A 13447-nucleotide genomic window follows, 5' to 3' on the forward strand; every position below is an offset into this window, starting at 1 on the left:
TTTATCCGCCCGTTCCGGTTAATTCCGGCGGCGTTTGGGCCAGCAACGGGTCGTATCGCAGGGCAATCTGCTGCCCCAGCGGCAAGAACGTCGACAGCTTCTTTTCCAATGCCCGCCGACCGGCAGCGAGAAAGCGATGGTGACCGGCACCCATCTCGCCCTCGTCTTCGGAGCCGGCGGTGATCGTGTCAGGCGCGGTGGTGTCCAGCACAGCACAGCCCGGCTCGGCGTAAACCGGCAGTCGCAGCACGCAATGACCATCCTCGTTGGGCAGATAACGCGCGACAAACCGGGCCGGATCGCTGGTGTTGTTGGGTGAATTGTGCAGAAAGCAATCGGCCTTGCCCGTCGGGGGGGTGAACCGCGAATAGCGGATGCAGCTTGTCGCCGCGTCACAATTCAGGTTTGTGCTGAGGGTGTTCAGCAGGCAGTCCGACGCGTGCAGCCGGGCCAGATCGGTTTCGCCCAGCACGGTGCAATAGACCAGTTCGGCAAAGCGGTTGGGACCGGTGATCGCACCCAATAGCGAATCCGCAGCACGCAGGGGCGGAACGTCCGGCGCGTCCGCGTTGCCGTTTCCGATCAGGTTCACCTGCTCGGCGGCCGCGCGCCGCAGCGTCAGGCGGGCCCCGTTCAGAACCCGGATGCGGACCGGGCGTTCCGGACCGTTGTTTGGTGTCACCCGACCGGTGAACAGGATGTCGTAAAATACGATCCCGGCTCCGTTCGGGATTGTCAGGTCCGCATTCAACTCGACGATCAGACGGTCCGGAACCGGCCCCGCATCCCCGACAAGATCCAGAATTTCGCGCGGCCCGATGCGCCGTTCCTTGTCGCTGGCCTGAATCTGCAGATCGCCCGGGCTGGCAAGGGCGACCACCTTGAGGCCTGTCTCAAAGAAACCGTCGGGCGGGCGCAGATGGATCAGGCTGCGGCGCGGATGCGGACCGAGAGTGGTGGCAATGGAAGGGTCGCGCAGATCCGGGCACCGGGCCGTTCCGTCATCGTAGGCGTCGGGAAAACAGGGGGCGCCTCCGGGCGCGCGCGGCTTCCAGAAGAGGCTGCTGCCCTGGGGGTCGATCACGCCGTTACTGTCGCGCAGCGGGGTGGTCAGGCGAAACAGCGGGTTGGCGCCACCGGGGTCCTGCACCGCCCGGTCCATCCGGCGCAGATCGGGGCAGCCCATCGGGATGGCGGTTCGGCCCAACGGATCGTTGTCCCCGTCCTGTGCGGGCAACGAAAACGGTGGCAGCGCCGGGCGTGGGCAGGTCAGCGTCAGCTTCCAGCCCTCGCGTACCACGGTTTCCGCGCCCGAGACCACGTCGCCCACAGCATCGACGCTGTGCAGCGTGCCCTTTGATTTGGACCACAGGACCGAGTTGTTCAGTTCGGCCAGCCGTCGCGCCGGGTCCGGGGCAAGAAGTTCCGCACCCACCAGCTCGGCCAGATACGGTATCAACCAGGGTTGAATCGCATAGCCGCCGTCGGTCTCTTCGGCAAAGGCGTCGGCATAGGCCTGCTCGGTCGTGTGGCGCACAAGGTCCAGCAGGTGGCCGAAGCCGTGCAGATAGGCCTCGAGATCGGCCAGCTCGCCCGGCGGGCCCGCATCGCGATAGCGGTATTCCTCGGGCAGTTCGCGGTACAGCAGGCGCCCGGCGCGGCTGACGATGTCCTCGGGAAACTGCATCAGATATCCTCTACGATCACGGCGATGGAACCGGCACTGCCGGTGGGAATGTGGATGACCTGATGTGCGGTGGCATAGATCGCCGCAACGGCATTGTCGCGAGTGGCAACGTTGCGTGGCCAGGGTCCGGTGAAGCCGGGTGGTCGTGGCTGAAACAGATCATAGCCATCGCCCAGATCGAACCGCGTTGCGATCGCGTTCTCGATCCCCGGCACAGTTTCCAATGCGGCCAGCACCTCGCTGACATAGGCGGTTTGGCCGAAGTCGCGCGCTTCAAGAGAAAAAGCACTGGAAAGAATGGCTTCTGCGGCGGCCTTGATGTCAGTTTTATCATTCACCGTCAGGTCTGCCCGTACTGTGACCCCCAGATGCAATGGCAGGGTCTCGTATTCGCGAAAGCTGACGCTGACGCCGGGAATGCACTTGTTCAGGATCGCCGGGCGCAGATCGTCCTGTAAGCTCTTGGTCAACGTCGCCCCCCCCGTCGGGACCAGCGTCAGCTCCACCTTGCGCATGGCGGTGGGGGTCGAGATCTCTTCGGCATGGGCGCGCAGGATCGCGGCGTTGCGCACCGCGAGGCGCTCGAAATCGCCCAATGACACCGCGCGGCCATTGGCCATCATCCGCGATGGCGCGGATTGGCGCAGCTTGGCCACAGGTTCACGGTCCGCCCCGCCGGAGGTTGGAAAAGGTTGATGAACTGCATCGACATGGCGGTGTTTCTTCATCGGTTTGGACAGTGAAAATGCTGGAATTCCGGTGCCTGCCAACCCGGTTCCGACCCTATGGCGGGTGACCACGATGTTGTTCTGACCCGTGACCAGACGACGGCGGAAATGGATCTTGAGCTTGCCGTCGTCCGTCAGGGTGGTGGACCAGGCGCGCGTTCCCTCTGCGGCCGGGTCGATATAGTCGCGATAATCCCAGCGCTGGCCGTCCACGGCTATGTCGATATCGGGGATCACTCCGGATTCCGCAGTGGTCGAGGGAATGTGGCTGATGTCCTTGACCGCGAGATCGAACACCTGCGCGGCGCGTTCGCCGTCGCCTGACCCCAGGATTTTGGTGCCTTTGGTCTCGCCATGGCTGACAATCGCGGTATTCAGATGAAAGACGGTGTCGCCGTTGGCCCATCCGGCAGCGGTATCGATCGGGTCCAGTGCGATTTCGACGGTCTGGCCACCCTTGGGCGTGATCGCGGTCAGCGTTGCCAGCACATCCTGTGGCGTGCCGTCGAGCATGCGGCTGACGATCACGCGGCGGCCCGGTTTCAACAGCTGCCGGGCCGTTTCGGGGATGTCGCTCAACCTTGCGGTCGCCCCGGCCATGACCGAACGCGGGTTGCGATCATATCCAACCGCAGCCAGCGGAGTCTTCAGGGGCCCGTGGAACTCGGTGTCTTCGTGATTGCCCGCCGGGGCCTTGTCAAACAGCACATGGTATTCACCCGAGGACACCCGTACCCCCCGGACCTGCAAGGCCGACAGCGCGTCGCTTTTCAGATCACGTGCCACGAACCAGTCGTTCTCGGCCAGCCCTTTGGGTGGCTTGCCCTCGAAACTGACGGTTTTGGTTGGGGCGGGCGGCTTGCCGGGCAGTACGGGCGGTTTGCGGTGTTTGACCCGCCCGGAGATTGTTTTGGCGGATGTGTCGCTGGCATGGCCGCGCCGGGTTTTTGCGCCGGACGGGGCAAAGATGTTGCTGAGGTTGTCGCCCGATGTATCCGGATCGACGGTGATCGGAAACGGCCCGCTCTGACCCAGGAAATGCATTGTGGTGATCTCTTGCGACGCCAGCGCCTTGCCGCCGTCATCAAGTGCAAAGGCCAGCATCGGGCGCAGAGTGACCGTGGTTTCGCCGCTGAGGTCGGTGTTCAGGATCAGGTCGGTTCCGACCACGGCCAGGATTTCGACGGGAATTGCTGTGCCATCGACGATCATCTCGATGATGTCGCCCATGACGAACCCGCCGCCGCCTTTGATGCTGACAACCGAACCGCCCGACTTGGTCTGGCGCAGGCCGGTGCGTACATCGTCCGCTGCGGTATGCAGCCGTGACGACCAATATGGGAAATGCGCCGCCGGAGGCGAGGCGAAAGCGATGTCGGCCTGTTCCGCGTCGGTATCGTGGGCAATGGTGTCGATCGAATGCGCCTCGCCGGTGGATCCGTTTGCCAGCACCGCCAGATCGCCGGGGGCAAGCGTCTGATCCCCGGGCAGGTGCCAGCGGACGGGATCGGGATCGCCGGTCTTGCCAAACGGGATGTCGTTGGGATTCCGGTTCCAATCCACCGCACGCGCTGCGTTCAGGGCCGGATGGGCATCGACCTTGTCCAGGGTCTCAAAGATCAAGGGTGAGCCGCCCTCGGCCGGGGTGTGTTTCATTGCCAGCCCGCGGGCGATCTCGACGGCACCCGCATCCTGTTTCAGGATCAGGGCCAGTGAGGCGGTGGCCGAGGCTGGCGGGGTCGGCTGATAGTTTACCATCGCAGCCAGCCGGCGCAGGTTGTCCCATTGGGTGGCCGTGCGCAGATAGCCTTCGTTGGCATAGGCGTTCAGATACCCCAGCAGGACATGCGAGGCCCGGGCGAAGGCTCTGTTTAACTCCCAGCTGTAATCATCTGTTTTATTGTTATATTGCTTCAGCAATCTTTCGCTGCGACGGCCGCGGGTTTCCTGCTGTGGGGGAAACACCGGGGCCAGGCGTTTCCAGGCCACACGGGCGGCGGCATCGGCGGCATCGGGCCACTCGGCCTCGGGTCGTAAATAGATATCACGCCAATGCTCCGGCGTGCGTTCTTCATCCGGTGCGCCGCGCAAATACAGGCCCAGCATCGCAATGCGCAGCTCTTCCAGCCAGACCGCGGCATCGCCGTCGACATAGTCGAACCGCGACAACCCGGCCCGGTTCCATCGGGTCAGGTCGGGTTTCATGTCGGGGCGGTTGGGGTGGGTGAATGTCATCCTGCTTCACCTCCGTTGACGACGATACGCAACATGCCGTTTTCGGGTCGGGCGCGTTCGGATCTGCATTCGATGAACTCGTCGGGTTCGACCGTGATTACACCGTCGCCCGATTGGTCCTGAAATCCTTTGCCCACCCGGCGGAACAGGTTCAGGCAGGCGACGGCGACGCCCTCGACAGCCATGGCCGACTCGATCACATCCGAGGCATACAGCGCCTGTCCGAAATCCAGCCGCCCGGTTTCAAAGAACCCGCCCTGATCGGCAGAAAACACCTGGGCCAGCGCCTGTTTCAATTCCGAACGGAAATAGCCCGGTTTGGCACGGATCGACAGGGTGATGGTGATCGCGGCGGGTTTGGCGGGTTCCAGGAACACCTCGGTGCCGATCATCCGGTAATCCTCGATCAGCCCGCGCAGGATGCGGCGACCGGTCAGCGTCTCATTCACCGGCGGCAGAGGCAGGCGCCGGTCGGTATGATAGACGGTGACCGCATCCCACAGCTCGCGGCGCAAGCCGTCTGGAACCGGCGTGGCGGCCCCGCTGTGCAGCGGCTGATCCAAAGCGATGTCATCTTCAAGAAGCACCGACACCAGGATGGTTTGCCAGGCCCCGGTCCAGACCAGCCGGGCCCGCGCCAGGGCCACCAGCGGGTGGCCTTCCAGCACGTCGGAATGGTCCGACAGGGTGACCATGCGGTTCTGTTCGGCGATCAGGCGCGGCCCGGCGGCGCGGGCCTGTTCCATCGCCCCGGGATTGTCGCGCCAGAACCCTTCGACCTTGCGTGCCGCGTCCGGCTCTGGGCGGTCGGCCAACAACGCCGGGTCAAGGCGCAGGGTGGCGTCGTAGCCGATCAGCTTGAGCAACCTGCGCACGCTTTCGGGTCGTCGCGCGCTGTCCAGAAACCGTTCGCCTTGGACCCGGTCGATGGCATGGCTGGCCCGGTCCAATGCGGCAGCCAGAAGCTCGACGATGACCACCTCCATGTCGGCCGGGGTCCAGCGACGGCGTTCGGGAAAGCGGCTGGCCAGCTCCTGCATCATGAACAGGCGGAAGCTGTCGTAATCCCTTGTCGCCCAATCGAAATCGTCTTCTGCTCCGGGGATCGGCAGAGGCAGGCTGGCGACGCGTTCGCCGCAATCCGGGCAACCACCGTCAAAGATCAGCTTCGGCGGGGCGAGTTCAGCCATGATCAGACCTCGATCTCATGAATTTCTTCCTTTTGCAGGGCGGCGATCACATAGCGGATCCGCACCATCAGCACCTCGGGTGCGTCGGCAGGGGCACCAACGGTGACCTGAATGGTCTTGGGGTCGACTTCGCCTGCCAGGGCCTCGGCCAGCGCGCCATACAGGCGGTTCTGGGCGTATTCCCAAAGGCTTGTGGCATTGGGTTCAAATACGTGCCGGCGCGCACCAAAGCCGAATTCCGGGCGGAACACCCGTTCGCCCGGCGAGGTGAACAACACCTGCTCGACCTGTTGGCGGATGTGATCGAACCGCGACACCGTTGCAGCCCCGCCGCGATCCATGCGGAAGGGAAAGGCCATATAGGCGACACGGGGCAGGTTCGTGTTTGCGATGGGCTTGCTCATTGGGCCGTGCTCTTGGTTGTCAGAACCGATGGGGTCAGCGGTGGCACGGGCGGACCGGTCGGGCCCATCGGGGCGACATGGGTGTGGCTGTTGAACATCGACAGAAAGGTCGTGCCCTTGATCAACGGCTCGCCGCCTGCACCGGCAACGGTGACCTGGCTGCCCTCGATGTTGACCACCGCGCTGGATTTCACATCAACTCCACTGGCGGCCATCTTGATTTCATTGCCAGAAGAATCGGTGCAGGTGATACCGGACGACGACATCACGATGCTGTTGCCATTTGCATCCTCGACCGTAATTTCGCCGCCCTGGGCGTCGAGTACCACTTTGGCCCCGGCGCTGTCGGTCAGGGATATGCCGCCATCCGGGTCCATCACGATTTCCGCGTCGGTGGCCGAATGCAAGGTGATGGCTTCGGCACCGTCCTCGTCTTCGAAGGTCAGGAAATGTCCGCTTTCGGTTTTCAGGATCTTGGTCGAGGGTGCCTGGTATTCGCCGGGCACCTCGGACCCCTGCCGCCAGAAGGTGCCGGCCCAGACCGGGGCCGAGGGGTCGCCTTCGAGGAACTCGGCCAATACCTGCGCGCCGACCGGTGGCACCCACAGAACGCCAAAATCCGCGCCACCACCGTAGGCCACACAGGGCAAGGCCCAATCGCTGGTTGCCTCGCCCAGAACCGACGGGATAGTCAGCTTAACCCGGCCCAAGCCTTCGGGATCGTCCGTGTCCACGACAAAGGCACGATACTTGCCAAAATAGCTCGACTGCTGCCGTCTGATCGACTTTTCAATGACCTGCATGGCGTCGTTCATGTGGTGTCCTTCCTAGAACAGGCTGGATATGGCCGAAATCGCCGAAGACAACGGGGCCGCGCCTAAGCTGTCGCTGTCGCCGGTGCCATTGCGGATCAGCTCGAACCGTTGCCGATAGCCGTCGGTTGTAAACGCGTGCGTGACCTTATCGGTGTAATACAGCCCGCCGTTACGTTCGCCGGTGCCATCGACCCGTACCAGCGCGCCGACCCGCAGCACATGGCCGTACAGGGTGCCGTCCAACTCACCCGTGGCGCGGATCTTGAAACTGTTGTCATTGGCCGCCGCCTGTGCGCGGGCGCGGGTTACTTCCTCGGGCTCGTCGCCTTCTCGCGAGATACGCCAGATCGACGGGGTGCCCAGACCCGCGCCCTCTTCGGCCGCTGCCGTGGTGCCCAGAACCGGCAGGTTCGGGGTGACGATTTCCACCACCGGATCCGCGCCTTCGTCGCGCGGCGCAATCTCGAACCCGACGGCGTCGGGTTTCTGGGCGTCATCGCTGATGGCCCAGGTCAGGCAGTTGGTGCCGCTGCCAGCATAGACCATAATGACAGGTTGTGCTTCGCCCTCGAGCCGTTTGGGTCCGAAATAGACCCCGCCGCCGGAAAAGATCAGCTCGAACCCATTGGCGGTGGCACGATCGCGCAGGAATTGAATCGGGGTGCCGTCCATTGACAGAGATCGCGCGGACTGGCCATCGTCGCTGTCCGGGTCGACATCCAGATTCAGCGGCGCGACGAGTTCGGTCAGGATCGCCAGATCGGTGATCGGCGCATCTTCGCCCCAGACCCGGCGCATGTGTTCGCGGTTCAGCGCGACGCCTTCGTCCTGCAGCTCGACCACCAGTTTGGCTTCGCCGCCGTTCTGCGGCAGTTCCGGTTTCAGCTCGACCATATAACCGCGAAAGATCTCGTCGACATGGGTTTGGAAATCGGCGGATACGACAATCGGCTGGCTGCGCTGGAACAATCCGCTGTCGGCGGCCATCCACTGTCCGTCCTCGCGGCGGCGGTCATCAATGGTGAGCGTGCCGGTCGCGGCCTCGGTGCGGCTGGTGTTGATCTCGATGCCCGATACCAGCGTCGCCAGATCGCCGATGTCCCGCCGGTCGGGACCGATCTCGATCAGGACCGATGCGGCCTGGCGGAACCCCGGGTCCAGTATCGAGGACAACAGCGACATCTATCGTTGCCCCTCGCGCCGGCGCGGAACCAGGATCACCTGGCCCAGCCGTTCGCGCGGCTGCGCGGGCAGGGGAGGCGTGTCCTGTTCGATCAGCAGATCTTCGGGGAAAATCGCGTCAGGATTGCAATCGGCCAGCCGCCGCCAGTCGCGCGGATTGGCGTAATAATTCTGCCCCAGGCTGTCCAGCCTGTCGGCCACCGCGATACTGTGTTCCAGAACCGGTTCCGGGTCGGCGATCAGGCGCGCCCGCACCCCCCGGAACCCGGATTCATCGTCGAATTCCGGCAGGTTCTGGTAATAAGATCCTTTGAAAAAGGCCATGATCTATCCCGTCTGGAAACCGGTTGCGAGGTTGAGTGTCGTACCCATCGTCTGGCGCACTTTATCAGCCAAAAAGAACGGGTTGGCGCTTTCGATGACCTGCATTGTCAGGCTCATCGTGGCGCGGTATGGCATCAGGTTGGGCAGGTGCAGCGCCTCTTTCTGGCCCACCCCGGTCAGGAACACCGGCAACAGCTGCATACCCCAGGCAAAGACCAGCACGCTGGCGGTCTCTTGGCGCTCGAAGGCGCGGGTGCCCGACAAACCCAATGAGGACAGCACCTTGACCCCGCCCGGCCCCTGATTCTTGGGTTCGGCCATCGAGCGTAATGTATCGATCTGCGGCTGCACGCCAAAGGTCGAGGCCACGGCGTTGCCCTCGTTCAGCGCGTCGGTGGCGTCCAGCAGGATGTCGATGGAAAAGCTCTCGGCCTGCATCTCCACACCCTGGCTGACCCGTGCTGTTTCCAGCGGGCTGACGAAATCATAGCCGCCGCGTGCGCCTGGTGCGTTTCCGGTCTTGACGGTCACGGTGCGCGAGCGGGTGATTTCCTGAGGGTTGAATTGAAAGACCAACGCCAAGGGCGGGATGCTGATACCGTATTCGAACAGGACTCCGCGGGTCTCAACGGCCATTGCGTCCTCCTTTCGGCATCGCCAAAGCGACACGCTGCGCCAGAACCGCTCCGGTCTGGCCGTGACCGGCAATGGCGATCGACGGCGGGCAGGCCCCGGTTTGATAGGCCTCCTGCGCCAGCGCCTCGGCGATGCGGCGGGCGTCATGCTGCGCCGTATCCTTCAGATGCGCGGGCAAGGTCAGGGTCAGGCGGCGAATTCTCATGTCCAGTCCTCGCTCAGGTGATCACATAGGAATCCGATCTCGGATTTACGGACCTGGCGTCCGTCCTTCATCAGTTCAGCCCGTACCGCGCGGGCGATATGGGGCAGGTCGATGGGGGTCTCGTCTTCGGCGGCCAGCACGGCAGCATAATGCGCGGCGTTGGCAATCGAGCCTCCCGACAGGCGCACCGCATCACCGACCGCCAGCACATCCAGCCGGTCGGCACGCGGTGCGTTGGCCGGGATCAGGATGCGCCACAGTTCGGCGCGGGCGGCGGCATCCGGCGCAGGAAAATCCACGATCAACTGGAACCGTCGCAAGAACGCGCTGTCCACATTGCTGCGCAGGTTGGTGGTCAGGATCACGGGGCCGTTGTGGCGTTCGAACCGGCTGAGCATGTGGCTGACTTCGAGGTTGGCATAGCGGTCGCGCGCGTCCGACACCTCGCCGCGTTTGCCCAGCAGCCCGTCGGCCTCGTCGATTTGCAGAATCGCGCGGCGGCCATCCAGGCTTTCGAGCAGGGCATTCAGGTTGGCCTCGGTCTCGCCGACATATTTCGACATGATCCGGCCCAGATCCAGCGTGTACAGCGCCCAGGGTTCGCTGGTGCGCTCGCTCAGCGCGGTGGCCACGACCGAGGCGGCAAAGGTCTTGCCGGTCCCCGACGCGCCCGAGAACAGCGCCAGAGGGCCGTGCATCGTCTTGCCACCCCATTCGCTGCCGATACGGTCGTTGTGATGCACCCAGGCGGTGAAATCGCGCAGCTGCGACAGGGCCTGTGGCGGCAGGATCAGTTCCGTCCATTTGCCACGCTGGTTCGACAGGTTGGCCCCCGGTGGTGGTGCAAGTTCGGCGTCCCTGTTCAGTATCGCGCGGATCACCCGCGCACCGGGACGCAGAACCTGATAGGGTGTGCTGCCCTCGACGCGCAACAGCCCGGCGGCGACCATGGGGGCGGTCGGCGAAAGGCGCTGAAACAGCAGATCGACATCGCCCGCCGCTTTGAGCATCAGCATTTCCTGTACCAGCGGCAGGCCCGGAAACGCCCCGCCGATCTGGGGTTGCAGCGAATGGATGCGCGGTCCAAGTGCCGGACGGGCCACCGGAGCAACCGCGAGAGCCAGCAGATCAAGGTCGATCTGTTTCAGCTCATCAAGCGCGTCGCGGGGCGCAATGGTCGTCAGCCCGGTCCAGGATCCGGCGGCACGGGCGGTTTCCACGGACTTGGCTTGTGAATCGAATTCGTCGGAAAAGGACTCGGGCAGGTCGACGCCGGTGCGCATGGCTTCGGCCAGTACCAGCATCAGGTCGATGCGGGCCCATTCCGCATCCAGAAGGGGGAGGATCAGGTCGGTGTCCTTGGGCGCAACGGTCATGTCATGGCCCCACGTTCAGATGGATCGGGTTGGCCGGCGGCGCACCCGCAAGGGCGCTGTCATCGGGCGCGATCAGGGTGGTGATCACGGTCGCGGTATCGCCATCCACCGCCGCAGTCAGCGCCAGATCGACACGCGCCTCGGTCGCGTCCACATCCGGGGTCTGGATCTCGAACACCTGACCGGGCTGGCGCTCGACCGCGCCGCCCGCACGGTGCCATTCGATCACGACCGACACGCGGCTTTGCGGCACACCGGTCAGCGACAGTTCGGTTGTCGCGGTGCCTGCTGCGATATCCAGATGGGAAAACAGCCGTCCTCCCTGATGGAACATCTGGAAGGGACGCCCAACCGTTCCGGGTGCGGCGACAAATTCCCCCGCCACCACCTGTGGTGCGGGAGCGGCATGAGACAAGGGCTCGATCGGGATCAGGGCCAGTTCATAGGCCGCCGAGATACGATAGGCCAATTCTCCGCCCTGCGTCGTCCAGATGTGGTTCAGCTCTTCCATCGTCGGTGCCTGAAACACGGCTTGCAGTTGATAGTCAGTGGTCGGGTTGTTTCGGAAGTCGCCGGCGGGCGCATTGCCCGGCACGGGGCCGGGGAGGGTGACGGGGATCACCGAAAAGCTTTGCAGAACCCGGATCGCCTGACCCAGCACGCGCAGATCGGAATCCGTTGGCGGGCTGCCCGACCCAGCCGGAAAGGCAGTGAGCAGGATGTTGGCGCGCACAAAAAACGGCTGTTCATCGCCCAGATCGGCGTGAAACCCCGAGGGCGCGATGCGGTAGACGAACAGGTTCAAAACATGTTCGGTCGAGTCCTTGGCCTGTTCTTGCGCTTTTTGCGGCGAGTCGACGGTCACCACCACATCTTCGCCGAACTTGTCGGCGAGAAAGTCGGCGGTCGACTGGATCGCCACCGAAAGCGAGCTTTCGGGGATCGGCATGTCAAAGCCCCCTCAGATAAAGTGAATTCATCCGGCGGGACAGGTCCGTGAGCGAGGGTCCAGCGGTGGATTTGGCGGGTGCCGTGTCCTGAATCACCACGTCGATCTGGTCGATGGTGACGCGGGGCCGCTCGGCCTGTTGCGGTGTGGGTAGAGGCAGATCGGCACCGGGGGGATCAAACGCAGGCTGCCCAAAAGGGTCGGCACTCGGGCCATCAAACACGGATGGCAGATCCGGCGCGGTAGCGGCACCGGGGACGGAGATCGCAGACTCTGCCGCGCGCCGCAGGGCGCGCATATCGGGCAACTCCTCCTGGGGGCCTTCTTCTGTGGCAGGCAGGGGATCGACCGGAACCGGGCCAACGGGATCGTTGATGCCGACGCGGCGCAGGGCCTGCAGTTCCTCCTCCTCCTCTTCCTGCTGACGAAGCAGAGGTTGGGCCTCTTCCTCCTCCTCCCGGCGGTGCAAGGGTTGGGCTTCTTCTTCCTCTTCCTGCCGGCGCAGGGCCTGAGCCTCTTCCTCTTCTTCCTGCCGGCGCAACGGTTGCGCTTCCTCCTCTTCCTCCTGCCGGTGCAGAGGCTGCGCTTCTTGCTCTTCTTCTTGCCGCCGCAACGGTTGCGCTTCTTCCTCTTCTTCCCGACGGCGCAGAGGCTGCGCTGCCTCTTCTTCTTCCTGGCGGCGCAAGGGCTGGGCTTGTTCTTCCTCTTCCTGCCGCCGCAGGGGTTGGGCTTCCTCTTCTTCCTCCTGCCGGTGCAGAGATGGTTGGGTGGCCATGCGGGGTGGCGGCGCGGCGATTTCGACGTTGCTGGAGTGTCGGCGTGCGGGAACGGTGCCGCCCTTGGGCCAGGCCGGGGCCGGGGCGGCCACCCCGGGAACGGCGGCGCGGTTCAGGACCTTGGCAAACAGGCTCATCTTCGGCGCCCCCCGATGGTCGGACCGGCCTGAACCAGCCGGGCATAGCTGTGCCGCCGTTGCGACGGCAGGGCCAGGATCGCGTCTTCGGTCCAGTGATAGGTTGCGGCGATGGCGTGAACCTCGGCCAGCAGGGTGCCGACGCCGGGAAAGGCGAAATCCAGCGGATCGATCCGCGCCATGGTTTGTGCCTGACAGGTGGGGCAGGTGGTGACCACCTCGTCCGCAACCTCGGGCGAGGCCGCCTCGAGCGCGGCTTCGATGCGTGAGATGTCATCGCGGCTAAAGTCCCGCGCGTCGCGAACCGCTTGTGGGGACAGGCCACATTGTGCCAGCAGGGTGCGGGTGGGTTCGGACCCCGGCGCGCGGGCCAGATGTTCTTCGTGCACGCCGTTGGGCACTTCGAACCGGCGTTGGCCCAGGCTGGTGCGCACGGTTACGACAGGAAAGTCCTGCCCGGCGGGTTTGCGCGGTGCGTTTGCCAGTTCCGTGGGAATGTCGAAATCGGTATCGCATTGCATGCACTTGGCCTGAAACCACCCGGTGTCAGACCAAAACAGCCCCGCCGCCCGCTGCAACAGCCATTCGCGCGCGCTTGAGGTCAGGCAACGCACCCGCGACAGGTTGGCGCTCTGACCGCTGATACGCTTGAACACCGTGCTCAGAACCCGTGTGACCCGCTCGGGCCGGGTCGCCCCGGGGCCAAGCGTTTCGGCGACCGCCAGTTCCAGCATGCCGGTCAGCGGATAAGGCTCATGGCTGGGAAACGCCACCGCCAGAGTTTGCGAAGCGCGCGCTGCCAT

The 13447-nt window shown here is 64.2% G+C and carries 13 protein-coding genes; all 13 read right to left on the bottom strand.

What is annotated here, in order from left to right; genetic code table 11:
* Nucleotide 1: 1 nt before the first annotated feature.
* Genes NANH_RS0123485 through NANH_RS0123545 form a run of 13 tightly spaced genes read right to left on the bottom strand, consistent with a single transcriptional unit; the run spans nt 2 to nt 13447 of the window.
* Nucleotides 2–1687, bottom strand: coding sequence for a hypothetical protein (locus NANH_RS0123485; protein ID WP_027264223.1), 1686 nt, complete (start codon nt 1685–1687; stop codon nt 2–4).
* Complete coding sequence (locus tag NANH_RS0123490; RefSeq protein WP_027264224.1) at nt 1687–4650, bottom strand: baseplate J/gp47 family protein; 2964 nt, start codon at nt 4648–4650, stop codon at nt 1687–1689. Before NANH_RS0123490 ends, NANH_RS0123485 begins: the two co-directional genes overlap by 1 nt.
* Complete coding sequence (locus NANH_RS0123495) at nt 4647–5840, bottom strand: baseplate J/gp47 family protein (protein ID WP_027264225.1); 1194 nt, start codon at nt 5838–5840, stop codon at nt 4647–4649. Before NANH_RS0123495 ends, NANH_RS0123490 begins: the two co-directional genes overlap by 4 nt.
* A 2-nt stretch (nt 5841–5842) precedes the next feature.
* Entirely contained in the window at nt 5843–6244 is a 402-nt protein-coding gene (locus NANH_RS0123500) for a GPW/gp25 family protein (protein WP_175543411.1), read from the bottom strand.
* Complete coding sequence (locus NANH_RS0123505; RefSeq protein ID WP_027264227.1) at nt 6241–7059, bottom strand: phage baseplate assembly protein V; 819 nt, start codon at nt 7057–7059, stop codon at nt 6241–6243. Before NANH_RS0123505 ends, NANH_RS0123500 begins: the two co-directional genes overlap by 4 nt.
* A gap of 12 nt (nt 7060–7071) precedes the next feature.
* Nucleotides 7072–8241, bottom strand: coding sequence for a phage late control D family protein (locus NANH_RS0123510; RefSeq protein ID WP_027264228.1), 1170 nt, complete (start codon nt 8239–8241; stop codon nt 7072–7074).
* Nucleotides 8242–8565: a hypothetical protein gene (locus NANH_RS27635; protein WP_051372589.1), complete on the bottom strand. Its 324-nt coding sequence runs from the start codon at nt 8563–8565 to the stop codon at nt 8242–8244.
* 3 nt (nt 8566–8568) lie between these two features.
* Entirely contained in the window at nt 8569–9201 is a 633-nt protein-coding gene (locus tag NANH_RS0123520; RefSeq protein WP_027264229.1) for a hypothetical protein, read from the bottom strand.
* Complete coding sequence (locus NANH_RS0123525; RefSeq protein WP_027264230.1) at nt 9191–9406, bottom strand: hypothetical protein; 216 nt, start codon at nt 9404–9406, stop codon at nt 9191–9193. Before NANH_RS0123525 ends, NANH_RS0123520 begins: the two co-directional genes overlap by 11 nt.
* Nucleotides 9403–10782, bottom strand: a complete 1380-nt coding sequence (locus NANH_RS0123530; protein ID WP_036050289.1) for an ATP-binding protein — start codon at nt 10780–10782, stop codon at nt 9403–9405. Before NANH_RS0123530 ends, NANH_RS0123525 begins: the two co-directional genes overlap by 4 nt.
* Nucleotide 10783: 1 nt before the next feature.
* Nucleotides 10784–11731, bottom strand: a complete 948-nt coding sequence (locus NANH_RS0123535) for a Pvc16 family protein (protein WP_027264232.1) — start codon at nt 11729–11731, stop codon at nt 10784–10786.
* Between the two features lies 1 nt (nt 11732).
* Nucleotides 11733–12644 carry a hypothetical protein gene (locus NANH_RS0123540; RefSeq protein ID WP_027264233.1) on the bottom strand — a complete coding sequence of 304 codons (912 nt, stop codon included), beginning with the start codon at nt 12642–12644 and terminating at the stop codon, nt 11733–11735.
* Complete coding sequence (locus tag NANH_RS0123545) at nt 12641–13447, bottom strand: hypothetical protein (protein WP_027264234.1); 807 nt, start codon at nt 13445–13447, stop codon at nt 12641–12643. Before NANH_RS0123545 ends, NANH_RS0123540 begins: the two co-directional genes overlap by 4 nt.

This window comes from Sedimentitalea nanhaiensis DSM 24252 (assembly GCF_000473225.1).
GTDB classification, from domain to species: Bacteria; Pseudomonadota; Alphaproteobacteria; order Rhodobacterales; family Rhodobacteraceae; genus Sedimentitalea; species Sedimentitalea nanhaiensis.